Below are 24,691 nucleotides of genomic sequence, written 5' to 3'. Positions count from 1 at the left end.
CTCGTCAGCGCAGCGGATAGTCATGCAAGACTTCCACCCCGACATCGTTGACCACGCGCAGCTGCACGCGCAGGCTGGACACGTCCGCCGGTACCCGTGCCAGCGGCCAGCGCAGTTGCTGGAACGGGCTGATCACCGTGGCCCGGGTCAACACCTGCTCTTGTCCGGCCACCAGCAGTGCTGCCTGCTGCACCACCACGTGGTATGGACTGGCGTTATGCACGACCACGCTGGCAGCCGTGTCCGTACTCTCTATGAAAAAAGCCAGCGCATCCGGCGCGCGCGCGGCATCGGCCTCGCTGGCCAGCGAGGCCGGGCGATAGAACAGCTTCATGCGGCTGCGTACGGTAAGCACCAACTGGTTGTCGCCCACGGAATCCGCCTTCAAGGCCGGCACCTGCAGGAAATTCAGGAAGAACAGGGACTCGCGGTCCTGCGGCAACGCCGTCCCCACATAGGACAATCGCACCACCTGACCGCCACGAGGCTCTACCCGAAACACCGGCGGCACGACCAGGAAAGGCGAAGGCAAGGCATCGGTATCGGCGGCACCGGCACGGCCATCATCGATCCACACCTGGACCAGGTTGGGATGGTCGTCCGGATTGCTGAAGCGCAGCGCCTGTTCACCGGCATCGGCCGGATAGATGACACGCGTGCCCAGCATCGTCACGCTGGCATGGGCGCCTGCGCTTGCAATGAATACCAACACCATGATGAGCCCTGCGAGCAAGCTTGTTCTTTTCATGTCGAAAACGGGAGCAGCACCGCCGGGGCGACCCGGCAGCGAAGAAGGGGATGCGAAAGGGAATTGACGGCCGCGACCCGCCACGACAAGACACCGCCAGGGTGATGCCATGCGGGTTGAAGGCCCTGGCGGGCGAAGACAGCGTGCCAGGACTGTTCTGAAGAGCAGTCCGGCTAGCGCATCAGAGGTAATCCAGCGCGTACTGCACAGAGCCGATCACCGACCCGGGTTCTGCCGAGCCGGCCTCGGAGACATAGCGCACGGCAAAGGTATGCGAAGCGCTGGTGGCGCCGGCGGCGATCTGCAGGCCATCCACCGAGACGGCGCTACCGCCGACCAGCTTGATGGCATCACCACCGACGCCGGTGCGCAATTGCAGCGCCACGTTCTTGGCGCTGCCAAGGTTGGGAATGTTGTTGCCGCTGGTGGCCGCACTGGCCAGGAATTGGGTCTTGATCTTCAGCGAATCCGACGCCGATGCGGTACAACCGCTGACGCTGACCACGAAGGGTGTCTCGCCGGCGGTACTGCCGGCGGCCGTCAGGTCACCCGAGGCCACCGTCGGCAACAGCACCACTGGATTGGCGGCGCCATCGACCATCACCTGGCAGGTCTGCTTGCTGACCTGGCCGCGGAAATTGATCGTGTTGCCGGCCGCCAGCACCAGCGACGGCGAGACCAACATCAGGATTGCGAGATGCTTTTTCATATTTACCCCCAAAAGATTTCGGCTGAGCGGAAAGGAGAATGCGGACACCAACCGAAGCGCCTGCACCAAATGCATCATAGGCAAGACAGCGCCGCACGAGGATCGGCGCCCGCCCATCCGGGGGCTGGCGAAGTCTGAATCCGGCATAGGCGAAATCCCAGAGGCGCACGCCCCGGCGATTGGGCATCGGCCCATGACCATTAAGGGAGGGACCCATTCACCGGCACGCCTTCGATGACCGATGATGGCTGGCTTTCCCATCCCCGCCGGAGGCTCTCTGATGTCCATCTGTCAGCCACTCCATGGCCAGTTGCCTGCTCGCCAGCCCCATCCGCACCGCCATCACAACCAGCCTCACGCGCGCAAGGTCCTGTGCCTGCTGTTGACGCTCGCCCTGTGGCTGCTGATGGCAACGACGGCAGAAGCGGTGTGCAAGCGCAACAACCGCTCCGATTATCCGTTCACGCCGCTCAGTGACGGCGGCTCCGCCCAGTTCTGGCTGGGGCGCATCAACCTGGCCAGCACCGCGATCCAGCCGCCCGGCACCATGCTGGGCAGCGCCGTCGCCACTGCCGCCGAAGCTGCCGGCATCAACGGCGACACCCTGCTCTGGACCTGCGACCTGGCCGATGCCGACCAGATCTATGAAGTCTTTTCCACCAACGGTGATGACCGGGTCGGTGGCTATGCCGAGATCGGCACCCAGGATGGGCTCCAGGGTTTCTACCGTACCTGGTTTCCCGGGGTCGCCATCCGGCTCACACATCTGCGCTCCGGCAAGATCCTCTCGCGCTATTACCAGTCCAGCAAGCTCGATACCTATGACGTCGACCAGGCTGGCAAGAAGATCCTGATCCGTGCCAGGCACCTCAGCCCGATCAAGGCCGAGGTCGCGCGGGTATCGGACCTGACGCCGGGCACCGGCACCAGCAACTGGTGCAGCGGCGCGCCGGACAACACACGCTGGGCGGCGGTCGCCTACCAATGCACCCAGCCCAATGGCTACCTGATGCTGCGCGGACCGGGATACAACCGCGCCAGTGGCGACATGGATGACGATGGCGAGGATCACGCCTACCGCTACCTGTTCTTCGGTGCCGCCAATGGCATTGCGTTCGGCATGCGCATGGCTGCCACGCTCAGCGTGCTGCCGTCCTGCGTGGTGCAGAACGTGACGCCGGAGGTGGTATTCCCCCCGATCTCGGAAACCGAGCTCAATCAGGGGCAGACGCGGCAAGTGGAATTCACGCTCTCGTTCCGCTGTGACGAAGGCATCGGCGGCAAGCCCCCGTTCGCCGCCGGCACCGATGACAACCAGACCGCCTTTGGCCTTCAGGTCTCGCCCGGGGCACTGGCCGCCGCCCGCTTGCTGGGGTACGTCAACCAGAGCCAGGGAGTGCGCTATCTGCTCTCGGACAACTACGGCACCGATCCGTCGCTGGCCAAGGGAGTCGGAATCGGCCTGAGTGATGCGGAGAATCGTCAGGATATGCAGTTCCTGAGTTCATCGGTAACGGGCCAGTGGCTGCAGCAGTCCTTCCCCTCGGGACGCAATGCGGGATGGTATCGCCTGGGTGCAGCCGATCAGGAGCGCTGCCCCCCACCCCCGTCCACATCTGCGGCATCGGTGGGGCAATTTACGGTGCACAAACGCCTGACCGCGACACTGCAAAAATTACCAGGCCAGACCGTCACGCCCGGAAGGGTGTTCTCGACGGCCTACGTCATCGTGAAAGTGCAGTGAGGTCGCGCTCCCAAGCCGACTTCATGCGCTCTGGACGCATATGCATATGACGAATCATTTCTTGGCGACCTGCCCGTCGTCGCGCTAGGGTCTGGGTCTAGCATCGCCTTCCTGCTTCCCCGTTCAACGACAAGAAAGAGACAACATGGCAGACAACCCGCAATGGAAATTCGAGACCGTATCGGTACACGGCGGCTATGACCCTGATCCGACCACGCGTGCCGTGGCCGTGCCGATCTACCAGACGGTTGCCTTTGCCTTCGATGACACCCAGCATGGCGCCGATCTGTTCGACCTCAAGGTCCAGGGCAATATCTACTCGCGCATCATGAACCCCACCCAGGACGTGCTGGAAAAGCGCCTGGCAGCACTGGAAGGCGGTATCGCCGCGCTGGCGCTGGCCTCCGGCCAGGCGGCCGTGACCTACGCGATCCAAACCATCGCCGAGGCGGGCGACAACATCGTCTCGGCCTCCACCCTCTACGGCGGCACCTACAACCTGTTCGCCCACACCCTGCCGCAGTTCGGTATCACCACGCGCTTCGCCGATCCGCGCCAGCCGGCGTCGTTCGAGCCGCTGATCGATGCTCGTACCAAGGCCATCTTCATCGAATCGATCGGCAATCCGTTGGGCAATGTCACCGACATCGCTGCGGTGGCCGAGATCGCACATCGCCATGGCATTCCACTGATCGTGGATAACACGGTGGCCACGCCCTACCTGCTGCGCCCCTTCGAACACGGCGCCGACATCGTGGTGCACTCGCTGACCAAATACCTGGGCGGCCACGGTACCACGCTGGGTGGCGCCATCGTGGATTCCGGCAAGTTCCCCTGGGCGCAGCACAAGGAACGTTTCAAGCGCCTCAACGAACCGGATGTCAGCTATCACGGCGTGGTCTATACCGAAGCCCTGGGGGCGGCCGCCTACATCGGTCGCGCACGCGTGGTGCCGCTGCGCAACACGGGAGCGGCACTATCGCCCTTCAATGCCTTCCAGATCCTGCAAGGTATCGAAACGCTGGCCCTGCGGCTGGATCGCATCACCGCCAACACCCTGGCGGTGGCGCAATACCTGAAACGCCACCCCAAGGTGCGCTGGGTCAACTACGCCGGGCTGGAAGGCCATCCCGATCATCAACTGGCGCAGAAATACTTCAAGGGTCGCGCCTCGGGCGTGCTGACCTTTGGCGTGGCCAACGGTCGTGACGGCGGTGCACGCTTCCAGGATGCGCTGCAGCTCTTCACGCGGCTGGTCAACATCGGCGACGCCAAGTCGCTGGCAACGCATCCGGCGTCCACCACGCACCGCCAGCTGGCGCCGGAGGAACTGGAAAAGGCCGGTGTGACCGTGGATACGGTGCGTCTGTCGATCGGCATCGAGCATATCGATGACCTGCTGGCCGATCTGGAACAGGCGTTGCAGTCGGCCTGACGTCAGGCATTTCATCTCCGAAAAAAACAGTGGCTCCGCAATGCGGAGCCACTGTCACGTTGCGGCCGGAAAAAGTCAGGCGGCCTGCTTCTGCTGTTTTTCCAGTTGTTGCTTCAGGCGCTGCGCCACCAGCTCCCGGGTGCGCGGGATCAGTTCACGACCGTAGTCGAGGGCATCTTCCAGCGGATCGAAGCCGCGGATCAGGAAAGTGGTCACGCCCAGGTCGTAGTAATCCAGCAGCGCCTCGGCCACTTGCTCGGGCGTACCGACCAGGGCCGTGGAATTGTAGCGGGCACCGGTTTCGCGGGCGATCGCGGTCCACAGACGACGGTCTACGCGGTCGCCCTTCTCGGCGGCGGCCAGCAGGCGACGCGCGCCCACGCTTTCTTGCGGCCCTGTCTGGGCCGGATGACGCGTACCATCGCCGGCGCGCAGGCGGCGCGTCTCGGCCAGGATGCGCTCGGCGCGCTCCCAGGCGGCATCTTCGGTCGCCGCCAGAATGGGACGGAAAGAGACCGAAAAACCGATTTCCCGTCCATGGCGTGCGGCCTCGGTACGTACGCGACCGGTCAGCTCGCGCACCTGCTCCAGCGATTCCCCCCACAGCGCATACACGTCAGCATGCCGCCCGGCGACCGGAATGGCAGCCTCGGAGGCACCGCCGAAAAAGATCGGGATGTGGGGCTGCTGCACCGGCTTGACCTCCGAGTAGGCCTGCTCGAAGCGGTAATGCACGCCACCATGATCGAAGGGCTGGGTGGCGGTCCATACGCGGCGCAGGATGTGCAGGTATTCATCGGTGCGGTCATAGCGCTGGTCATGGTCGAGGTAGTCACCATCGCGGCGCTGTTCGACGTCGGAGCCGCCGGAGATGATATGCACCCCCAATCGTCCGCCGCTGAACTGGTCGAGCGTGGCCAGTTGGCGTGCCGCCAGCGTGGGCGAGACAAAACCCGGGCGGTGTGCCAGCATCAACTTGATGTGTCGCGTGGCGGCAGCGACCTGGGCGATGGTGAGGATGGCGTCCGGTCCGTTGGAGTGATACGGCACCAGCACCCGGTCGAAACCGGCCTCCTCGTGCGCCCGCGCAAAGCGCAGCAGGTAATCGGTATCGATGGCCGGGCCGACGGCGGGATGGATCTCCGAATTCTTGTTGGTGGTGACCATGCCGATGAAGTTGACGCTCATGCTTCTCTCCTTGAAATGAATCAGACCTTAACGATGTAATCGCTCACCTGCACCTTCTGCGGCAGGATCTTGCGTGCGGCCAACCAATCGGCCGCACCCTGGAAGGTGGCGATGAACTTCGCGTCATCGGCGCCATGGAATTCCCAGCGCCGCGCCAGCTTGATGAGCGAATCGCGTACCGCGTCGGAATAACCGGCATCCTTTTGCACCAGGATCTCGGCCTCGCGCGGATTCCTGCTGATCCACTCGCCCTCGGCGCGATAGGCGGCATTGACGGCGCGCACGATGTCGGCGTTTTCCTGGGCGAACTTGCGATGGGTGACGTAGGAGTTGAAGTCAATCAGGAAATCCAGATCGCGGCCTTCGAAGAAGACGTTATGCGCCTTGTATTCGACCCGCGCAATGTCCACGCCCGGGCTCCACATCGACCAGGCATCGACCTTGCCCTGGGAAAAAGCCGGACCGGCATCCGGCGGATTGAGGTAGACGAACTGGACCTTGTCGCGGGCGATGCCGTGCTTTTCCAGCGCCGCCACCAGCAGGAACTCGCCTAGGCCGGAACGGTTCACCGCCACGGTCTTGCCGACCAGGTCGCTGACCTTGGTGATGCCGGAACCATCCTTGGCGATGATGGCGGTACTGCGTGGCTCGACCACGGCGAACTGGGTAAAGACCAGTGGCGAACCCGCAATCATGGCGGCCAGCGCGGGCGTGGTACTGCCGCCGAAGCCGAAGTCGGCACTACCACCGGTGACGGCCTGCAGCGAGGGGGCGTGGTTGGGGAAGGGGCCGATCCATTGCACCTTGATGCCGTCGCGGGCCAGTGTCTTCTCGAACTCGCCGCGGGTGCGGGCGATACCGGGCAGGCCCCCTTTGCCCCAGGCCAGTCGCACGGTATCGGTATTGCGCGCGGCAGCGGCGGCCAGCGCCATGGCGGGCGCGCCGGCGGCACCCAGCGCGGCGGCAGCGGTAGTGGCCTGCAACAGGAGGCGACGATGGTGGTTGACGGACTTGGCGTCTTGGGTCATGAGCGTTCAGTGATGGTGAAGGGAAATCGGATCGGCATTGAATCGGGATTAATGCAGCGCATCGGCAGCCGCCACGCCCAGCTCGGCCAGCAATTGCGTGCGCAGGGCCTCGGCCGCCGGGTGGGCACGGTGATGGGCAGCCTCGGGCGCGACGCGGTGATCGCTGGCGATGGCACCATCGCGCATGACCAGGATGCGGTCGGCCAGGACGATGGCTTCATCGACATCGTGCGTGACCAGCAACACACCGGGACGATGGCGCGCCAGCAGTTGGCGCACCAGGGCATGCATGCGGATGCGGGTCAGGGCATCCAGGGCGGCAAAGGGCTCGTCCAGCAGCAGCAGGCGCGGCTCGCGCACCAGGGCACGTGCCAGCGCCACGCGCTGGGCCTGGCCGCCGGAGAGATTGCGGGGCCAATCGTCGCTGCGGCCACCCAGGCCAACTTCTTCCAGCGCCGCCTGCGCGAGCGGCTTGCCGATCTTGTCGTCCAGCCCCAGGGCGACGTTGCGCCAGAGGGCGTCCCACGGGATCAGGCGCGGTTCCTGGAACACCACGGCCGGTTGCGCCGGACCATCGATGCGGCCACCATCGATAGCGTCCAGCCCCGCCAGGGCACGCAGCAAGGTAGTCTTGCCACATCCGCTCTCCCCCAGCAGCGCCACGAACTCGCCGCGATGGATGCGCAGGTCCAGTCCCTGGATGACGGTGCGCTGTCCATAGCGGCGCTTGAGACCGGCGACCTGTACGGCGATCTCATCGACGCCGGCCGGATGCATGGGTTGGGTGGTGGTGCTCATCATTTCCCCTTGGCAGCGTAGTTGGGATGCCAGGCCAGCAGGCGACGTTCCAGCAGGCGGGCAATGGCGTCCGAGACCACGCCGATGCCGGCGTAGATGACGATGGTCAGCACGATCACATCGGTCTGCAGGAATTCACGCGCATCCATGGCCAGCGAACCGATGCCGGTATTGGCAGCGATGGTCTCGGCGATCACCAGTGCCAGCCAGGCCACCGCCAATGCATAGCGCACCCCGGCCAGGATCGAGGGCAAGGCACCGGGCAGCACGATGCGACGGATCAGGGTCCAGTTGGAGAGGCCGGTCACGCGGCCCAGTTCGAGCAGCTTGGGATCGACCTGACGGATGCCTAGCACGGTATTGATATAGATCGGGAACAGCACCCCCAGGGAGACCAGGAACACCTTGCCGCCCTCGCCCACCCCGAACCACACGATCACCAGCGGCAACGCCGCCAGGAAGGGGACGGCGCGCACCATCTGCACGCTACGGTCGAACAGCGCCTCGGCCAGCCGCGAGAAGCCCACCAGCGTCCCCAACACGAAGCCGAGGCTGCCGCCGATGACGAAGCCGGCGGCGGCACGCAGCAGACTGGCGCCGAGGTCGGAGAGCAGGCGTCCCTGCTCGATCAGCCGCAGCGCGGTCTGCAGCACCTTGCTGGGTGCCGGCAACACTTGCGGCGAGAGCACGCCGGCACGGGCGAAGGCTTCCCACAGCAACAGCAGGAGCAGCGGCGCAGTCCAGGAGAGCAGGAACAGGCTGCGACTGCCCAGCTCATGCAAGAGACGCAAGGAACGCAATGAGCGCCGTGGGTGCGAGCGGCGCACCGGGGAGGACTCGGCGGCGGCCGGCAAGGGGAAATGATTCACCGCTTCGGACATGGGGATTTCCTTCTCTGACGATTCAGGATGCGCAGGGTGCGCAACCACGTTGGCGCAGGAAGGAAATGCTAATCAGCTTCGCGGTGGGCGAATACGAATGATTTTATGCTTGGATAGTTGGTAAACGGATTTGGACTTTGCCGCGCTGTTTCAGCGTAGCTCGTCTTCGCCCACACCCGGCACGCCAAGCCGGATCAGCTTGCTGTAGTCGTCGCCAGGAGCGCTCTGCAAGGCGCGTTCGGTGATGCGGCCTGCCTGGCGCAGTTGGTCGAAGCGGTAGCCGGGCGTCAATACCCCATGGTCGAACACGTAACCGGCGAAGTAGCCGGAAAGCAGCAGCCGATAGTCCAGCGGCAACGAGGGGGAAAGACGGCGCGCCAACTCGAAGACGATGGTGGTGCAGTTGCTGGTGAGGGTGTTGTAGAAGCGCGGCTTAGCGCGCAACTGCGCGGCGCGTTCCAGATATCCGAGGAAGACCTTGCGCAACTGGTCGGGGCGCAGTTGCAGGCGATACAGGTAGACATCCTCGCCACGGGCATTGGTACGGGTACGGACGATGTCGCGCTCGTCGGCGGCGACGATGACGGCCTCGAACTTGCGGAAGAAGCCGCCCAGGGCCGAAAAGGATTCGCCGCGTTCGCGCCGGATTTCCAGCGAAAACACCAGGCGCCGGCCATCGGCAAACCCGAAGGAAACCAGGGTGTGCGCAATCGCCGGCCCCATCCAGTAGGACAGCAGCAGGTCCGCCGAGACCAGTTGCGACAGATCGTAGTCACGCGACTCCCAGCGCACGTCGTAGTCGGTCTCGCTGCGCCATTCGAAGTTGCGGACATTGTCCAGCCTGACGCGATCACCATTGACCTGCGAGACCAGCATGCACGCCACATCGTCGGCCCAGACCCGATCATGGGAAGCACGGATGCCACGCCACCACCACAGCAACACCACCAGCGCCAGCACGAACGCCAGCGCCCATCCACCCGATGCGCCACCCGCACCGGCCAATGCAGCCAGTGTTGCCAGCGCAGGCAGACTCCATGCCGCCATCACCAGCAGACGCACCCAGCGCGGCCCCGGGCACTGATACCAGAGCGCAAACCCACCCCAGACCGCCAGCCCCAGCACCAGGCTGGCCAGCAAGATCAGTAATACGATAAAAAGAAGGCTCATTGACGTCACGCAAGCTTGTTATTGGTCTGGCGTCGGGGTCCCTCCCCTCGCTCCCGGGCATTGTAGCCGTCCCGGGTGCATAAGTTTATGCGGATATATTCGTGGCCGCTGCCCGGTTGGCCAGCACAGAATCGGTGGATTTCCCACCATCAGGAATGTCTCCATGGAGCGCGACCGGTCAGTTTCGCCTGCGTACGGCCTGACCCCGCGCGCGCGCCACGAGCCGTTCCCCTCCCCGGAGCCCCCATGAGCCAGCCCCCACGGCAGTTGCACCTGAACGTCAATATCCTGCATTCCGGCTTCATCCCTTCGGCGTGGCGCCTGCCGCATGCCGATCCGCTGGCCTTCATTGATGCTGCGCATTATGTCAAGGTGGCGCGCCTGGCCGAGGCGGCCAAATTCGATGCGGTGTTCCTGGCCGACAACGCGGCCATCATCGAACAGATCGACTTTCGTCCCATCACGGCACTGGAACCGACGATTCTGCTGGCCACGGTGGCGGCCGCGACCACCCATATCGGCGTCATCGGTACGGCCTCCACCAGTTACAACGAACCCTACAATATTGCACGCCGCTTCGCGACGCTGGACCATGTCAGCGGCGGTCGTGCCGGCTGGAACATCGTCACCACTGCCGATGTCGCATCGGCCCGCAATTTCGGCCTGGACAAGGTCCCCGACCATGCGGCGCGCTATGCGCGCGCGGACGAATTCACCCAGGTGGTCAAGTCGCTATGGAACAGCTGGGAAGACGAGGCGCTGGTGGCCGACAAGGTCAGCGGTCGTTTCATTGATGACAGCCGGGTGCATCCCATCGCCCATCGCGGCAGCCACTTCCAGGTGCACGGCCCGCTGAACCTGCCACGCACACCGCAAGGACAGCCGGTCCTGGTACAGGCCGGCGGATCGGGAGATGGCCAGGAGCTGGCCGCACGTCATGCGGAGGCGGTCTTCTCGGCGGCCCATACCGTGGAAGAATCGCTGGCCTACAGTCGCGCCATCAATACCCGCGCCGCACAACTCGGACGCGGTCCCCATGCGGTCAAGATCCTGCCGGGACTGGCCACCATCATCGGCGCCACCGAAGCCGAGGCACTGCGCCGACGCGACGAACTGATCGACAACATACCCTGGCGCTATAGCCTGAAGCGCCTGGCCGGCATCCTCGGGGTGCCGGTGGAAAGCCTGGACCTGGATCGGCCACTGCCGGACCAGCTGGCCCTGCCCGGTGGCGGCAATGGCAATCACACCTTCTTCCATGCCACGCTGTCGTTGGTGAAGGGGCGACCGCACACGGTGCGCGACGTCATCCGTGCCCTGTGCGGTGGCGGCGGTCACCGGGTACTGGTCGGCACGCCAGAACAGATTGCCGATGACATCGAACTGTGGTTCAAGTCGGGCGCCGCCGACGGTTTCAACCTGATGCCCGATGCCCTGCCGGATGGTCTGCAGCACTTCGTCGATGGCGTGGTGCCGTTGCTGCAACAACGCGGACTGTTCCGCCGCGACTACCAGGGCAAGACCCTGCGTTCCCATTTCGGACTCGTACATCCTGCCAGCACCGGTGGCCAGGCCAGAGCGGCCTGAGCATCCGGATCAAGCACGATAGACAAAAGGCTCGCCCCGGAACGACCGGGTGCGCGCCTTTTGCTTGACGGTGCCGTGGCGGCGATGAACCAATCAGTTCTTGCCCAGCTTGAGGTTCTTGTCGTCCTGGTCCTTGCTACTGAAGTAATCGGGCAGGGTGAAACCGTCATAGAAGCGGTCGCTGCGGATGGCCTTCTGGAAATAGTCGGAGCGGTAGGCCTGGGCGATATCGCGGGCATAGGTCTCGTCCTGGCGGGTCTTCTTGACGGCCACCACGTTGATGTAGGGCGGCTTCATGTCTTCCAGGATGAAGGCCTCGGACAGCTTGAGTTTGGCGAAGATGGCGAAGTTGCCCTGGACCGCCGCGAAATCGGCGTCGTCCAGCGCACGCGGGCCCTGGGCGTTCTCCAGCAGCACCAGTTTCAGGCCCACCTTGTTTTCCACCACGTCCAGTTCGGTGACGTCGACCGGCTTGTTCTCGCGAATGCGGATCCAGCCCAGCCTTTGCAGTATCCACAGGGCGCGCTGCAGATTGACCGGATCGTTGGGCACGGCGACGGTGAAGCCCTTCTTCAGGTTGTTCAAGTCCTTGTGCTTGCGCGAATACAGGCCCATGGGCGGCGTGGGCACCTGTACGATGCCCACCAGGTCGGTCTTGTTGCGCTCATTGTAGGAGGCCAGGAAAATCGAGTGCTGCATCACATTGGCATCGATATCGCCCTTGAAGACGGCGCTGTTGGCTTCCAGCCCGGTGGAAAATTCATAGTAGCGGATCTTGTAGCCCTTCTTCTGCAACTCGGGTTGCACGCCCAGCTTGAATTCATCGATGTAGGGGCCGGGGACGAAGCCGATCTTCAGTTCGCGTTCGGGCACGGCGGGTGGCGCGGCGTGGGCGCCGGCAATCACGGCAGCGCCGATGAACAAAAGGCCTGCAAGTTGTTTCAGCATGATGGACTTCCTTCAGTAGTCGCGGAAAGGACCGTCGCCAGGTTGCATGCCATTGGAGTGGAAACGCGGCGGGCGGGGTCTGCGGATGATTTCCTTGGGAGGAGAAACCGGCCAAGGATTATGTGGCCGCTGACCAGTCCGAATGAACGAAGGAAAACGGATAAGAATATGCAGAGCCAGTGTCCTGCCTAGGACCCTTGCTGACTGTGTACCTGCAGCGCCTTGCTGGTGCGGATCGCGGCGATCATGTTGCGCACCGCCGGCGCCCGCTCATGACGGCGGAATATGGCCGCCACTTCGGAGACGATAGGGGCGCCCGCCAGCGTCCGGTAGCAGACATTGGGCAGTTGCACCACCGTGGTCAGCACACCCGGCACCACCGCCACGCCCGCACCTACCGATACCTCGGCCAGTACTGCCAGCAGGCCACCCGGTCGGCTCATGCTGCGCGGCTCGAAACCGCCACGACGCCAGACCTCGCGACTGCCCAGCTCCTGCTCGGGCAGGATGAAGGATTCGCCGGCCAAGGCCCGTGAACGCACCGCAGCGCCCGCGCTTGCCAGTGCATGATCGGAGGGCAGGGCCAGGCAGAAACGGTCGCGCAACAGGACCTGCGACTGTAGTGTGCCGCCCAGCGGTACCGGCATGCGCAGGAAGGCAATATCGACCTTGCCTTCCTCCAGCGCGTCGGAGAGTTGCGCCATCGGCCACTCGCGGGCATGCACCGTGGCTTGCGGCCACCGACGGCGAAAGGCGCTGATCTGCTGCTGCAGGATGCCGCCGAATACCGCCGATCCCACGTAGCCGATCTCGACCCGGCCCAGCTCGCCGCGCCCGGCACGGCGACCCACATCGATGGCCTGCTCGAAGCGAGCCAGCACGGCGCGCGCCTGCCCGACGAAATCACGACCGGCCGAGGTCAGTGATACGGAGCGCTTGGTGCGGGCGAACAACTGGACCTGCAGTTGGCGTTCCAACTCCTGGATCTGGACCGACAGCGTGGGCGGGGCAATGCCCAGCAATTCGGCGGCGCGGGCGAAGTGCAGTTCTTCGGCGACGGTCAGGAAGTAACGCAGGTGTCGTAGGTCCACGGGCTTGCTCCGGCGTGAGGGATGATGGATGAGGGAGGGCGATGGCATTCTTGAATTAGTTTAAAACTAATTAAGTTGCGGTTGATGATTATTGAAGTGAATTATAGAGACTGTTTCAATGAACCCTCTCCCCTCCCCGTATTTCAGAAAAGGAATTCCATGATCATCAAGAAGCGATTGTTCACCCTGGCCCTCTCCGGCCTGTTGGTTGCCAATGTGGCGGGTGCCGCCACCCTGCCGACCCAGCCGGTGCTGACGCTGGCCGCTGCGCAACAGGTCCTGCAGGCCGCACAGGCCAAGGCGCAGGCGGAAAACTGGCCCTGCGTGATCTCGGTGGTGGATGCCGCCGGTCTGCCGCTGGCGCTGGTGCGCATGGACAACGCGGCCGTCCCGGCCGGTGTCGAGATCGCGCCGGGCAAGGCGCGTACGGCGGCACTGTTCCGCCGTCCGAGCGGGGCGCTGGAAGATGCGATCAATGGCAATCGCCCGGCAGCTGCCACGGCACGCGGCTTTGTCCTGATGCGCGGCGGCCTGCCACTGGTGGCCGACGGTCAGGTGGTGGGTGCCATCGGCGTGTCGGCCGATACGCCCCAGCACGATGAAGAAATCGCCAAGGCCGGCGTGGCGGCGTTGAAGTAAGACCCTCTTGCCCTCTCGCCCTCGCTGCCATGCATTCGCCCTTTTCCTCCGCCGCCGGTCGCATCCTGCTGACCGGTTCGCTGGGGTGCGCCATGACGGTGCTGGACACCAACGTGGTCGGCATCATCCTGCCCACGGTGGCGCGTGAGCTGCACGCTTCCTTCAGCGATGTGGAATGGGTGGTCAGCAGTTATGTACTGTGCTTTGCCGCCCTGCTGCTGCCGGCCGGTGCCATGGCCGATCGCTATGGCCGCAAGCGCGTGTTGCGGGGTGGGCTGGCGCTGTTCGCGCTGGCCTCGCTGCTTTGTGCACTGGCCCCCACGGCGCAGACCCTGTATGCGGCCCGTGCGCTGCAGGGCGTGGGGGCGGCTTTCCTGCTGGCGCCTTCGCTGGCGGTGATCGGCCACGCCTTCCATGACGAGAGCGAACGCGCTCGCGCCTGGGCAGTGTGGGGCGCCATCATGGGCCTGACCATGGTGCTGGCGCCGCTGATCGGAGCCGTCATCAATACCCTGCTGGGCTGGCGCTGGGCGTTCGCGATCAACCTGCCGGCCTGCCTGTTGCTGGACATGGCGGTAGGACGGCAGGTACCGGAGTCGCGCAATCCGCTGCCGCGTCCGCTGGACCCACTGGGCATCCTGTCTTTCTCCAGCGCGGTCTTCCTGCTGACCTGGGCCCTGATCACGGGTCCGGAACAGGGGTGGACCAGCGTTGTTTGCGTCGCCCGTGGTCTGGGCGGCGCATTTTTATTCCTGCTCTTCATCGCCTGGCAGCGCCGTTGCGCGCATCCGATGCTGGAGCTGTCGCTATTTCGCCATGCCGGTTTCGTGGCGGCGGTGGCGGCCATGTTTGCCTATGCGGCCTCGGCCCAGGTGATGGCGTCGCTGCTGCCGCTGTTCCTGCAGAACGCGCGGGGCCTGAACGCGCTGCAGACCGGCCTGGGCATGCTGCCCTTTGCACTGGCGATGCTGCTGTTGCCGCAGCTGGGTCGACGATTGGGGCATTACCTGTCCTCGGCGCAGGTGCTGGCGCTGGGACTGGGCGTGACGGCACTGGGCAACCTGCTGATGATGTGGGCGGCCGGGTCGGGATCGCAGATGCTGGTGATCCTCGGCATGGCGGTGCTGGGTAGCGGCGGTGGACTGCTCAATGGCGAGACGCAAAAGGCCATCATGGGCAATGTGCCACGCGAGCGTGCCGGCATGGCCTCGGGCATCAGTACCACCTCGCGCTTCACGGGTGTGCTGGCCGGCTTTGCGGGCCTGGGCGCGGTGCTGGCGGAGTCGGCCCGTGGCCGCATGCTGAGCGGGATGTCGACTCTGGCTGGCATCGAGGAGGCGCCTGACCGTGCAGCCCAGTTCGCGGCGCGGGCGATGGCCGGCGACATGGTACAGGCAGCGCAGGCTTATGGAGATCGGCAGGCAGCGGTGCTGGCGATGGCGCGAGATGCCTATGCCCAGGGCTTTGCGCATGCCTTTGCCGCGGCCGCGCTGCTGGCGCTGATGGCGGCAGCCATCGTGCTGTGGTCGATCAGGCGGGTTGCTGTGACTGCAGCCGTGTCGCCAGACGCGGCAACACCGACTCGGCATCCTCCTGCAACTTGAAGGCCAGCAGTTCGTCGGCCCGGGTGCGGCCGCGATTGATGGCCACCACCGGTTTGCCGCCAGCGGCCACCATGCGCGCAAAGCGGAAACCCGATAGCACCATCAGCGAAGACCCGACCACCAGCATCGCATCGCAGTCCCGGGTGAGCGCTTCGGCCTGGACGCTGCGCGCAGCCGGCACGCCATCGCCGAAGAACACCACGTCCGGTTGCAGCATGCCGCCACAGGCAGTACAGGCGGGGACATGAAAGGCGGCGTCGGCATCGGGCTCCAGCTGGGCGTCGCCATCAGGCAAGACTTCTGCCTGCAGTTGGGCAAAGGCGGGGTTGCTGCGTTCCAGCTGCGCCTGGATCCCCGCACGACCATAGGGAGTGCCACAGGCCAGACAGCGGACCGCATGGATGCTGCCGTGCAGTTCCAGCACATCGTGGCTACCGGCCTGCTGATGCAGGCCATCGACGTTCTGCGTCAGGATCGCACCCACGTGGCCGGCCGCCTGCAATTGCGCCAGGGCCTGATGGGCCGCATTGGGAACGGCCTGGGCCAGGCGTGGCCAGCCGAGCATGCTGCGTGCCCAATAGCGCTTGCGGGCGGCCTCCGACTGGCGGAATTCGCTGCCCTGGATGGGCAACCGGCCACGTCGCACGCCTGCGTCATCGCGATAGTCGGGAATGCCGGAGGCAGTGCTGATGCCGGCGCCGGTCAGCACCAATACATTGCGATGGGACAGCAGTAACTGCGCCAGCGCCGACAAGGCGTCGCCCTGGGGCGAAAGCGCGGGTCGGGAGGGGGCATGGGAAGCGACGGCAGCGGTGACGGTGGACGCCCCGTCCCCGGGCAGGCTCAGACTCTGGCTCATGGAAAACTCGCTGGACAATGACAACTGGCAGCGTACGCGAAATCGGTCCGGCGCGCCGGCCGCCGGAGCATTTTCACTCAGGCCCGACGCGGCACCTCATGGGGTGGCACCGCCTGCGCCAGCTCACCCAGGGCGCTCAGCAGCGCCGGCCGGCCGAACAGATAACCCTGCCCTTCCTGGCAACCCTCCTGCTCCAGGATGGCGCGCTGGGCTTCGGTTTCCACGCCTTCGGCCAGCACCGCTACGTTCAGGCTATGGCCCAGCGCCAGGATGGCGCGCACGAAGGCCTTGGCCTGCAGGCTGGTTTCCAGCTCGCTGATGAAGCTGCGGTCCAGCTTGATCTTGTCGAAGGGGAAAGACCGCAGCGTCTCCAGCGAGGAATACCCGCTGCCGAAATCGTCCATGGCAATGGTCACGCCCATGGCCTTGAGTTGCTGCAGCAGGTAGAGGGCGCGTTCGCGGTCGACGATGATGGCGGTTTCGGTAACCTCCAGTTCCAGCCGCTGCGGTGGCAGACCGGTGGCGGCCAGTACCGAGCGCACCTTCTCCACCAGGCTGACATTGGACAATTGCAGGGCCGACAGGTTGACGGCGATGCGTGGTTGGAGATTCCATTGCGCCGCCTCGCGACAGGCGTGCTCCAGCACCCAGTCGCCAATGGCGCCGATGGCGCCGCATTCCTCGGCCACCGGGATGAACAGGGCCGGCGGGATCAGACCCTGCACCGGATGCCGCCAGCGCAGCAGGACTTCATAGCCGGTGATCTCATCGCTGCTGACGGCGCGCTGTATCTGGTAGTTCAGGAAGAATTCCCCGCGCTCGAGGGCGGTCCAGATATCGCGTGCCATGGCGCGGCGGGCGCGCGAGGCCTCATCCATGCTGGCTTCGTAGAAGCAGATCTTTTCGTCCATGCTCTTCTTGGCGCGGTACATGGCGAGGTCGGCATTGTTGAGCAATTGCGCACGGTCGACGGCGTCACCGGGGAACATCGCCACCCCCAGGCTGGCGCCGGGGACGATGTCGGTCTGTGCCAGGTGCAGCATGGTGGTCAGGGCGCGTTGCAGGCGGCTGATGAAGTCGGCCAGATGGCGCTGTTGACGGAATACCTTGAAGGCGACGAATTCATCACCGCCGAAGCGCGCCACGGTCTCGCCCTCGCCCACGGTGTTCTTGAGGCGCCGTCCCAGTTCGGAAAGCAGTTGGTCGCCCACGCCATGACCGAAGGCATCGTTGATTTCCTTGAAGCCATCCAGGTCGATGCTGACCACGGCCACCTGTTGCTCGCCGGCATGCGGGGTGGACATGGCTTCGTCCAGCCGTTCCAGGAAATGGACGCGGTTGGGCAGGCCGGTCATGGCATCGTGCCGGGCCATGAAGAGGATTTTTTCGTTGGTTTCCAGTTGCTCGGTGCGGTCGCGGGTGATCTTGGCGAACCCCAGCAGGCGTCCATCTTCCTGGTAGATGGGATCGATCACCACGTGCGCCCAGAAGCGCGAGCCGTCCTTGCGCACGCGCCAGCCCTCGTCCTCGAACTTGCCCTCGCGCAGGGCCAGGGCCAGGTTATTGGCGGGCAGGCCAGCGAGACGATCCGGCTCTTCATAGAAGACCGAATAATGCTGGCCGATGATTTCTTCGGCGGTATAGCCCTTGAAGCGCTGGGCGCCGGCATTCCAGCTGGCGACCACGCCATCCGGACGCAGCATGTAGATGGCGTAGTCCTTGATCCGCTGCACCAGCAGCCGATAGGCGTTTTCCGAACCGAATTCGATCAAGTCATTCTGCTGGCTCATCGCCCTTGCCCCCACTCCCCGATTGCATGCCGTCATTGTACGCTGGCACACCCTTGGCACCGTGGTGCTGGTGCTACGCATACCGATTGACGGCCAGGTGCGGCGGCGAGGCGTCCAGGCGGAAGGTCGACACCAGGCTGGCCAGGGCCGCAGCCTGTTCCTTCATCGAATTGGCAGCGGCGGCAGCTTCCTCGACCAGCGCCGAGTTCTGCTGCGTAGCCTCATCCATGTGGGTGATGGCCAGGTTGACCTGGGTGATACCGTGACTCTGCTCCTGACTTGCATGCGAGATCTCGGCGACGACATCGGTCACCCGCCTCACGCTGTTGACGACGTTTTCCATCGTCAATCCGGCTTGCTGGACCAGGCTGCTGCCCTGCCCGATCTGGCCTACCGATTCATTGATCAGTTCGGTGATTTCCTTGGCAGCGGTGGCGCTGCGCTGTGCCAGGTTGCGCACTTCCGAGGCCACGACTGCGAAACCGCGTCCCTGCTCGCCGGCCCGGGCTGCTTCCACTGCCGCGTTCAAGGCCAGGATATTGGTCTGGAATGCGATGCCGTCAATGACGCTGATGATGTCGACGATCTTGCGCGAGGAGGCATTGATGCCGTCCATGGTGCTGACCACCTGGCCCACCGCGACGCCGCCCTGGCTGGCCACTTCCGAGGCCGACACCGCGAGCTGGCTCGCCTGCCTGGCGTTATCGGCGTTCTGCTTCACGGTGGACATCAGCTCCTCCATGGCCGAGGCGGTCTGTTCCAGTGCACCAGCCTGTTGCTCCGTGCGCGAGGACAGGTCCAGGTTGCCGGTGGCAATCTCGGCAGAAGCCTGTTCGATGGTGTGCGTGCCTTCTCGCACCTTGCCGACGATGGCGACCAGGCTGTCGCGCATCTGTTTGATGGCCATCAGCAGGCTGGCGGTGTCGCCCGGCCGGGTCAGCACTTCAGAGGTCAGGTCACCGGCGGCGATCTGCTGGGCGATGTCGGCGGCATAGGCAGGTTCACCGCCCAGTTGCTTGAGCAGACTGCGGGTGATCAATACGGCCACGATGATCGAGATAAGCGTCACCAGCAAGGTGAGCGCGGCGACCACCATGGAGCCGTGGGTCGCCATTTCCAGTGTGGAATGGTGCGCCTTGTTGTTTTCGGCATCCACTTCCTGGATGACCTTGTTGATGTCCTCTACGATCTGACGTCGCAAAGGACTGCAGTCATTGACAAGGAAATCGCGGAATTCCTCGCTCCTCCCGCTTTCCCGGTAGATCCGCGGACGCTTGAGTTCCTCGGCCATCTGCAGCAGTCCGGCACGGACCTTTTCAAAGCCCTTGTTGCCCACCAGTTGCACTTCGAGTTCAGCCAGCGCCTTGAGGTAAAGCTGCTTTTGTTGATCGACGATGGCCAGCTCCTTTTGCGCATCGGCATCGCTTCGGAACACATAGGCGTTGCGGGCGGCGATACCGGTCTGGTCCAGCGCTTCCCGCGCCAGGTAGAGCGGCACCAGGTGCCGATTCTGGACGGCATCGGCGGCCTTGATGGAAGCGGTCAGCGACTGGATGCTGGTCAGGGCGACCGCCGCCAGCACCACCGTCAAGGTCAGCAACAGCGCGAACGCCAGCGATAACTTGGTGCCGATCTTCATGTTCCTGAATATATTCATTGTTCCCCCTCGGTTGTGATTGTTGAACACCGACCAATCCAGAGCGAATCAATCCATGTAGTAGAGGACTATAGACAAAGGCCGGAACCAGGGATTTAGGGCTTTTCCCGATGGGAGTGAATTTCAAGTAAAAAGGCGCCAGTGTTGCCACTGGCGCCTGTCCGCTATCCGGTACCGATAAAGCCGGCCGCGATAGTTGTTGTATTTAGAACTCATTTCATAAATAGGCGCGAGTGCGAGCGAGTCCCTTTTGGGATGAAGTGCAAGGCGCGAATTTGGGTCAAGACTGGGCGTCTTGACCCAAATTCGTAACGCAGCAATTCGCCCAAACGGGCCGCTCCCTGCGGGTTCTGCCCAGAAAGGGCGCTGGCCGCGTTGCGCTCCTTACGTGTGGCACCGCCACACGACGCGTCGCGCGCCTTGCCAGCGCCCTTTCTGGGCAGAACGCATCTCACGACTATTTATGAAATGAGTTCTAGGTACTTTCGCCCGGTCCGATGTATCCGTTCAGAGCTTTTCGGTCTCCCCGCTCTTGGGCTGCCACTTCATGAGCCGCTTCTCGATCATGCCCACGGCCAGGTCCAGCACCAGCGCAAAGACGGTCAGCACGACGATGCCGGCGAAGACGGTGTTGATATCGAAGGTCCCTTCGGCCTGCAGGATCAGGTAACCGACACCGCGGGCCGAGCCCAGGTACTCCCCCACCACGGCGCCGACGAAGGCCAGGCCGATAGAGGTGTGCAGGCTGGAGAATACCCACGAGGTGGCCGAGGGCAGGTAGACGGTGCGCAGCAGCTGGCGTGCATTGGCGCCCAGCATGCGGGCATTGGCCAACACCACCGGGCTGACTTCCTTGACGCCCTGGTAGACGTTGAAGAAGACGATGAAGAATACCAGCGTCACCGCCAGCGCCACCTTGGACCAGATGCCCAGGCCGAACCACATCGCGAAGATCGGTGCCAGGATCACGCGGGGCATGGAATTGGCGGCCTTGACGTAGGGATCGAGGATGGCGGAGGCGGTCGGCGACAGCGCCAGCCAGAGGCCGATGCCCAGGCCAGAGACGGTGCCGATGATGAAGGCCAGCACGGTCTCGGTCAGCGTGACGAGCAGGTGTGAATAAATCTCCGCCGGGAAAGTGAGCGTAAAGAAAGTGGTGTCGCCCACGCCCACCTCCAGCGAGCCGCTGCCGACCGTGAACCACTCCCAGATGCGCTGCGCCACCTTCAAAGGTTCGCCGAAGAAGAAAGCGGTCTGCGGATTGCGCGTGGCCACGTGCCATACCAGCAGGACGATGGCCAATACCATCAGTTGCCAGAAGCGGATGTTCTTGTGATTCGGTTTCAGTAATTTCCACATGGTGCTGATTCTCTTCCCTGATCGTTTCCGGTACGGCCTACGCTGCGCGCTTCTGTTGTTGATAACCCTTGAGCACTTCGTCGCGCAGTACGTCCCAGATCTGCTGGTGCAGCTCGACGAAGCGGGGATGCATGCGGATTTCGGCCACATCGCGCGGGCGCGGCAGGTCGATCCTGAATTCGCCGATGGGGTGGGTACCTGGGCCGGCGGCCAGCACGATCACGCGGTCGGACATGGCGATGGCTTCGTCGAGGTCGTGGGTGATGAAGAGCACGGCCTTCTTCTTGGCGTTCCACAGGTCCAGCACTTCGTTTTCCATCAGCTGGCGGGTCTGGATATCGAGCGCCGAGAAGGGTTCATCCATGAGGATGATGTCGGGGTCCAGGATCAAGGTCTGCGCCAGGGCCACGCGCTTGCGCATACCGCCGGAGAGCTGGTGCGGATAACGGTCGCCGAAGCCTTGCAGGCCCACGCGTGCCAGCCATTGCTCGCCCAGTTCCTGGGCCGCCTTCTCGTCCTGGCCGCGATACTGCAGGCCGGCGATTACGTTCTGCAGTGCGCTGCGCCAGGGCATCAGTGCCTCGGCCTGGAACATGTAGCCGGCGCGGCGGTTGATGCCGGTGAGCTCTTCGCCGAAGACCTTGACACTGCCCGAGGACGGTTGCAGCAGTCCGGCGCCGACGTTGAGCAGGGTGGACTTGCCGCAACCGGTGGGACCGACCACGGACACGAATTCGCCCGGTGCGATGGACAGGTCGGTATTGGCCACGGCGGTGTAGCGCTGGGAACGATCGTCCTTGGAGACGAAGGTGCAGGTGATGTTGTCGAACTGGAGTGCTGGCGTCATGGCTTCAGGGCTTCAGGGATTCACTGCATAACGGGCCGGTACGGCCGCGCTGGAGAATAGTGAGGCAAGCGCCCCGCTCAGATGCGCAAATGCCCGTTACCGGGCATTTGCTGTGCATTCGCATCGGGTGGGAACGCTGCGCTTACCTGTCTTACTTGTATTTGGCGTTGGCCTTCTGCACGAAGGAGTTGGTGAAGGTCTTGGAGAGGTCGATCGGCTTGTCGGCCAGCGACGGCTCGAAGGCCTTCAGCGTACGCAGGGCGGTATCCGGGCCACCTGGCGGGAAGTAGCCGTCCGGAGAAATGGCCTGGCGCACCTTCATGAAGGCATCGATGTAGAGCGAGCGGTCGCCCAGCAGGTAGCTCTCCGGCACGGCCTTGATGATGTCCGAGGGGCCGGCCTTCTGGATCCACTTCAGCGCGCGCACCATGGCGTTGGTCAGGGCTTGGGTGGTGTTGGGATACTTCTGGACGAAGGCCGCCGGGGCGTACAGGGTGGCAGCCGGCATCGGGCCACCGAAGACGTCGTTGGTGTCCTTCAGGGTGCGGGTGTCGGCGATGGTCTTGATCTCGTTGTGCTGTTCCAGCATGGAGATCACCGGGTCCAGGTTGGCGATGGCATCGATCTGGCCGGAGCGGATCGCCGAGATCGCACCGGCCGAGGCGCCCACGCCGATGAAGGAGACGTCGGTGGGCTTCAGGCCGGCCTTGGCCAACACATAGCTGGCCATGATGCTGGTGGACGAACCGGGCGCGGTCACGCCGATCTTCTTGCCCTTGAGGTCGGCCACGCTCTTGTAGTTGGGCATGGTCTTGTTGTTGGCCGCCAGCACGATCTGCGGCGCACGGCCCTGCAGCACGAAGGCGACGATGGCCTGGCCCTTGGCCTGCATGTTGATGGTGTGCTCGTAGGCACCGGAGACGACGTCGGCGCTGCCGCCCACCATCGCCTGCAAGGCCTTGGCTCCGCCGGCGAAGTCGGAAATTTCGACCTGCAGGCCTTCATCCTTGAAATAGCCCAGCTGTTCGGCCACGGTCAGCGGAAGGTAGTAGAACAGGTTCTTGCCACCAACGGCGATGGAGACCTTGGGCTTTTCCAGAGCCTGCGCACCGGCACTGCCGTTGAAAGAAAAATAGCCGGCCAGGAACAGGCCAGCGGCGATCAGCAATTGCTTCCAGCTCAATTTCATTATGTCTCCTCCGTGTGTGGATGGGGGTGCTGCTTTATTTTCTGCTGTCTGTGCAGTGTTGGTACGCAATCCCGTGCAGATTGCACTACCGTTTCGCGCCGCTCAGACCACACCGTGGTCGCGCAGCATCTTGATGTGGGCCTCATCATACCCCAGCGATTGCAGGATTTCATCGCTGTGGGCGCCCAACTCGGGGCCAAGCCACTTGGTCTGGCCAGGCGTCTCGGACATCTTGGGCGTGATGCCGGGCAGCTTGACCGGCGTGCCGTCGGCAAACTGGTGCTGCTCGAACATGTCGCGCGCCAGGAACTGGGCGTCGCTCATCATGTCCTTGACCGAGTAGATCTTGCCGACCGGGACATCGGCTGCCTGCAGCCTGGCCAGGGCATTTTCGATGGTCTGCGTGCTGCACCACTGCTGGATGGCGGCATCGATCTCGGCGGTACGGGGAACGCGGCCGTCGTTGCGCGCCAGACCCGGATCGTTGGCCATGTCCTCGCGATCGATGGCGCTCATCAGGCGCTTGAAGATGGCGTCGCCATTGCCGGCGATGACGATGTTCATGCCGTCGCCCGTGGTGTAGGTGTTGGAAGGCACGATGCCGGGCAACGCGCCACCGGTGCGCTCGCGCACCACGCCTGCAAAGTCGAATTCGGGAACCATCGATTCCATCATGTTGAAGACGGCCTCGTACAAGGCCACATCCACCATCTGCCCCTGGCCGGCGATGCAATCGGCGCCCTGCTTGCCGTTCCAGCGACCGCCGGTGACGTCGCGGTGGCGCAGTGCCATCATGGCGCCGATCACGCCGTGCAGGGCGGCGATGGAGTCGCCGATGGAAATGCCGATGCGCACCGGTGGACGATCCGGGTGACCGGAGACATAGCGGATGCCACCCATCGATTCGCCGATGGCGCCGAAGCCCGGCAGGTCGCGCAAGGGGCCGGTCTGGCCGTAGCCGGACAGGCGCACCATGATGGTGGCAGGGTTGAGCTGCCTGAGGTCCTCATAGCCGAGCTTCCACTTTTCCAGCACGCCGGGACGGTAGTTCTCGATGATGACGTCGGCCTCCAGGGCGAGCTTGCGGGCGATTTCCTGGGCGCGCTCGTCCTTCATGTTGAGGGTGATGCTCTTCTTGTTGCGGGCCTGGACCGACCACCACAGCGAGGTGCCATCCTTGAGGACGCGCCACTGGCGCAGCGGGTCGCCGTTGCCTGGGGCTTCGACCTTGATCACGTCGGCGCCGAATTCGGCCAGCATGCGCGAGCAGAACGGGCCTGCAATCAGCGTTCCCAGTTCCAGTACCTTGATGCCGGCCAGCGGGCCGGGCTTGGATGTGCCTGTGCTCATCGTGCTTGCACCGGAAGGCTGGCGCTGCGAAGCGGCCGATCCGGTGATCTCCTCCTGATCGTGATGCCGG

General features: G+C 64.1%; 21 protein-coding genes. 5 read left to right on the top strand and 16 right to left on the bottom strand.

The genetic code is table 11. The features are described 5' to 3' along the window. Positions 1-4: 4 nt before the first annotated feature. Positions 5-733, bottom strand: coding sequence for a molecular chaperone (locus I5R65_RS18515; RefSeq protein WP_231395234.1), 729 nt, complete (start codon positions 731-733; stop codon positions 5-7). A 196-nt stretch (positions 734-929) separates the two neighbouring features. Next, the gene (locus tag I5R65_RS18510; protein WP_231395233.1) at positions 930-1,457 is read right to left on the bottom strand and encodes a fimbrial protein; all 528 of its coding nucleotides are present in this window, start codon (positions 1,455-1,457) and stop codon (positions 930-932) included. Between the two features lie 280 nt (positions 1,458-1,737). Between I5R65_RS18510 and I5R65_RS18505 the strand changes: the two genes are divergently transcribed. Both I5R65_RS18505 and I5R65_RS18500 read left to right on the top strand, forming a co-directional pair. Next, entirely contained in the window at positions 1,738-3,201 is a 1,464-nt protein-coding gene (locus I5R65_RS18505; RefSeq protein WP_231395232.1) for a fimbrial protein, read from the top strand. 145 nt (positions 3,202-3,346) lie between these two features. Next, entirely contained in the window at positions 3,347-4,636 is a 1,290-nt protein-coding gene (locus tag I5R65_RS18500; protein ID WP_180666684.1) for an O-acetylhomoserine aminocarboxypropyltransferase/cysteine synthase family protein, read from the top strand. Between the two features lie 75 nt (positions 4,637-4,711). On the opposite strand, the gene I5R65_RS18495 is transcribed toward I5R65_RS18500, so the two are convergent. The 5 genes from I5R65_RS18495 to I5R65_RS18475 all read right to left on the bottom strand — a co-directional run bounded on the left by I5R65_RS18495 (position 4,712) and on the right by I5R65_RS18475 (position 9,701). After that, positions 4,712-5,824 (bottom strand): LLM class flavin-dependent oxidoreductase, encoded by a 1,113-nt coding sequence (locus tag I5R65_RS18495; protein ID WP_180666682.1) that lies wholly within the window; start codon positions 5,822-5,824, stop codon positions 4,712-4,714. A gap of 20 nt (positions 5,825-5,844) precedes the next feature. Continuing rightward, entirely contained in the window at positions 5,845-6,852 is a 1,008-nt protein-coding gene (locus I5R65_RS18490; RefSeq protein ID WP_180666680.1) for an NrtA/SsuA/CpmA family ABC transporter substrate-binding protein, read from the bottom strand. Positions 6,853-6,900: 48 nt separating this feature from the next. Then, the gene (locus I5R65_RS18485) at positions 6,901-7,650 is read right to left on the bottom strand and encodes an ABC transporter ATP-binding protein (RefSeq protein WP_180666678.1); all 750 of its coding nucleotides are present in this window, start codon (positions 7,648-7,650) and stop codon (positions 6,901-6,903) included. Continuing rightward, positions 7,650-8,531 carry an ABC transporter permease subunit gene (locus tag I5R65_RS18480; protein ID WP_180666676.1) on the bottom strand — a complete coding sequence of 294 codons (882 nt, stop codon included), beginning with the start codon at positions 8,529-8,531 and terminating at the stop codon, positions 7,650-7,652. Before I5R65_RS18480 ends, I5R65_RS18485 begins: the two co-directional genes overlap by 1 nt. Before the next feature lie 150 nt (positions 8,532-8,681). Then, positions 8,682-9,701 (bottom strand): DUF4105 domain-containing protein, encoded by a 1,020-nt coding sequence (locus I5R65_RS18475; RefSeq protein WP_180666673.1) that lies wholly within the window; start codon positions 9,699-9,701, stop codon positions 8,682-8,684. A 246-nt stretch (positions 9,702-9,947) separates the two neighbouring features. Between I5R65_RS18475 and I5R65_RS18470 the strand changes: the two genes are divergently transcribed. Then, a complete protein-coding gene (locus tag I5R65_RS18470) occupies positions 9,948-11,288 on the top strand; it encodes an LLM class flavin-dependent oxidoreductase (protein ID WP_180666671.1) in 1,341 nt (446 codons plus the stop codon). 93 nt (positions 11,289-11,381) lie between these two features. On the opposite strand, the gene I5R65_RS18465 is transcribed toward I5R65_RS18470, so the two are convergent. Both I5R65_RS18465 and I5R65_RS18460 read right to left on the bottom strand, forming a co-directional pair. Next, on the bottom strand, positions 11,382-12,236 hold the full coding sequence (locus I5R65_RS18465; RefSeq protein WP_180666669.1) for a MetQ/NlpA family ABC transporter substrate-binding protein: 855 nt from the start codon (positions 12,234-12,236) through the stop codon (positions 11,382-11,384). A gap of 188 nt (positions 12,237-12,424) precedes the next feature. Continuing rightward, positions 12,425-13,327: a LysR substrate-binding domain-containing protein gene (locus tag I5R65_RS18460; RefSeq protein WP_180666667.1), complete on the bottom strand. Its 903-nt coding sequence runs from the start codon at positions 13,325-13,327 to the stop codon at positions 12,425-12,427. A 159-nt stretch (positions 13,328-13,486) separates the two neighbouring features. Here I5R65_RS18460 and I5R65_RS18455 point away from each other — a divergent pair, with 159 nt between their 5' ends. Together I5R65_RS18455 and I5R65_RS18450 are read left to right on the top strand one after the other, a co-directional pair. After that, positions 13,487-13,966: a heme-binding protein gene (locus I5R65_RS18455; RefSeq protein WP_180666665.1), complete on the top strand. Its 480-nt coding sequence runs from the start codon at positions 13,487-13,489 to the stop codon at positions 13,964-13,966. Positions 13,967-13,995: 29 nt separating this feature from the next. Beyond that, positions 13,996-15,570: an MFS transporter gene (locus I5R65_RS18450; RefSeq protein WP_180666663.1), complete on the top strand. Its 1,575-nt coding sequence runs from the start codon at positions 13,996-13,998 to the stop codon at positions 15,568-15,570. Here the strand turns inward: I5R65_RS18450 and I5R65_RS18445 are convergent. The 7 genes from I5R65_RS18445 to I5R65_RS18415 form a co-directional block, all read right to left on the bottom strand. After that, on the bottom strand, positions 15,497-16,429 hold the full coding sequence (locus I5R65_RS18445) for an NAD-dependent protein deacetylase (protein ID WP_231395231.1): 933 nt from the start codon (positions 16,427-16,429) through the stop codon (positions 15,497-15,499). The genes I5R65_RS18450 and I5R65_RS18445 overlap by 74 nt on opposite strands. A gap of 77 nt (positions 16,430-16,506) precedes the next feature. Beyond that, positions 16,507-18,219 carry a bifunctional diguanylate cyclase/phosphodiesterase gene (locus I5R65_RS18440; RefSeq protein WP_180666661.1) on the bottom strand — a complete coding sequence of 571 codons (1,713 nt, stop codon included), beginning with the start codon at positions 18,217-18,219 and terminating at the stop codon, positions 16,507-16,509. A 73-nt stretch (positions 18,220-18,292) separates the two neighbouring features. Next, on the bottom strand, positions 18,293-19,876 hold the full coding sequence (locus tag I5R65_RS18435; protein WP_180666658.1) for a methyl-accepting chemotaxis protein: 1,584 nt from the start codon (positions 19,874-19,876) through the stop codon (positions 18,293-18,295). A gap of 507 nt (positions 19,877-20,383) precedes the next feature. Continuing rightward, complete coding sequence (locus I5R65_RS18430) at positions 20,384-21,235, bottom strand: ABC transporter permease (protein ID WP_180666656.1); 852 nt, start codon at positions 21,233-21,235, stop codon at positions 20,384-20,386. Between the two features lie 37 nt (positions 21,236-21,272). Then, positions 21,273-22,082, bottom strand: a complete 810-nt coding sequence (locus I5R65_RS18425; protein WP_180666654.1) for an ABC transporter ATP-binding protein — start codon at positions 22,080-22,082, stop codon at positions 21,273-21,275. Positions 22,083-22,233: 151 nt separating this feature from the next. After that, complete coding sequence (locus I5R65_RS18420) at positions 22,234-23,271, bottom strand: ABC transporter substrate-binding protein (protein WP_180666652.1); 1,038 nt, start codon at positions 23,269-23,271, stop codon at positions 22,234-22,236. A gap of 102 nt (positions 23,272-23,373) precedes the next feature. Then, on the bottom strand, positions 23,374-24,621 hold the full coding sequence (locus I5R65_RS18415) for a CaiB/BaiF CoA-transferase family protein (protein ID WP_180666650.1): 1,248 nt from the start codon (positions 24,619-24,621) through the stop codon (positions 23,374-23,376). Between the last annotated feature and the right edge of the window lie 70 nt (positions 24,622-24,691).

The sequence above is a fragment of the Herbaspirillum sp. AP02 genome (genome assembly GCF_015767275.1).
Taxonomy (GTDB): domain Bacteria; phylum Pseudomonadota; class Gammaproteobacteria; order Burkholderiales; family Burkholderiaceae_D; genus Herbaspirillum.
This window is presented reverse-complemented; position numbering and strand designations above follow the sequence as displayed.

Coding starts and splice junctions, on each gene's coding strand:
- I5R65_RS18455 (WP_180666665.1), top strand. CDS start 13,487: ATGATCATCAAGAAGCGATTGTTCACCCTGGCCCTCTCCGGCCTGTTG.
- I5R65_RS18500 (WP_180666684.1), top strand. CDS start 3,347: ATGGCAGACAACCCGCAATGGAAATTCGAGACCGTATCGGTACACGGC.
- I5R65_RS18510 (WP_231395233.1), bottom strand. CDS start 1,457: ATGAAAAAGCATCTCGCAATCCTGATGTTGGTCTCGCCGTCGCTGGTG.
- I5R65_RS18465 (WP_180666669.1), bottom strand. CDS start 12,236: ATGCTGAAACAACTTGCAGGCCTTTTGTTCATCGGCGCTGCCGTGATT.
- I5R65_RS18440 (WP_180666661.1), bottom strand. CDS start 18,219: ATGAGCCAGCAGAATGACTTGATCGAATTCGGTTCGGAAAACGCCTAT.
- I5R65_RS18430 (WP_180666656.1), bottom strand. CDS start 21,235: ATGTGGAAATTACTGAAACCGAATCACAAGAACATCCGCTTCTGGCAA.
- I5R65_RS18490 (WP_180666680.1), bottom strand. CDS start 6,852: ATGACCCAAGACGCCAAGTCCGTCAACCACCATCGTCGCCTCCTGTTG.
- I5R65_RS18505 (WP_231395232.1), top strand. CDS start 1,738: ATGTCCATCTGTCAGCCACTCCATGGCCAGTTGCCTGCTCGCCAGCCC.
- I5R65_RS18470 (WP_180666671.1), top strand. CDS start 9,948: ATGAGCCAGCCCCCACGGCAGTTGCACCTGAACGTCAATATCCTGCAT.
- I5R65_RS18475 (WP_180666673.1), bottom strand. CDS start 9,701: ATGAGCCTTCTTTTTATCGTATTACTGATCTTGCTGGCCAGCCTGGTG.
- I5R65_RS18480 (WP_180666676.1), bottom strand. CDS start 8,531: ATGTCCGAAGCGGTGAATCATTTCCCCTTGCCGGCCGCCGCCGAGTCC.
- I5R65_RS18450 (WP_180666663.1), top strand. CDS start 13,996: ATGCATTCGCCCTTTTCCTCCGCCGCCGGTCGCATCCTGCTGACCGGT.
- I5R65_RS18435 (WP_180666658.1), bottom strand. CDS start 19,876: ATGAATATATTCAGGAACATGAAGATCGGCACCAAGTTATCGCTGGCG.
- I5R65_RS18415 (WP_180666650.1), bottom strand. CDS start 24,621: ATGAGCACAGGCACATCCAAGCCCGGCCCGCTGGCCGGCATCAAGGTA.
- I5R65_RS18485 (WP_180666678.1), bottom strand. CDS start 7,650: ATGAGCACCACCACCCAACCCATGCATCCGGCCGGCGTCGATGAGATC.
- I5R65_RS18445 (WP_231395231.1), bottom strand. CDS start 16,429: ATGAGCCAGAGTCTGAGCCTGCCCGGGGACGGGGCGTCCACCGTCACC.
- I5R65_RS18420 (WP_180666652.1), bottom strand. CDS start 23,271: ATGAAATTGAGCTGGAAGCAATTGCTGATCGCCGCTGGCCTGTTCCTG.
- I5R65_RS18495 (WP_180666682.1), bottom strand. CDS start 5,824: ATGAGCGTCAACTTCATCGGCATGGTCACCACCAACAAGAATTCGGAG.
- I5R65_RS18425 (WP_180666654.1), bottom strand. CDS start 22,082: ATGACGCCAGCACTCCAGTTCGACAACATCACCTGCACCTTCGTCTCC.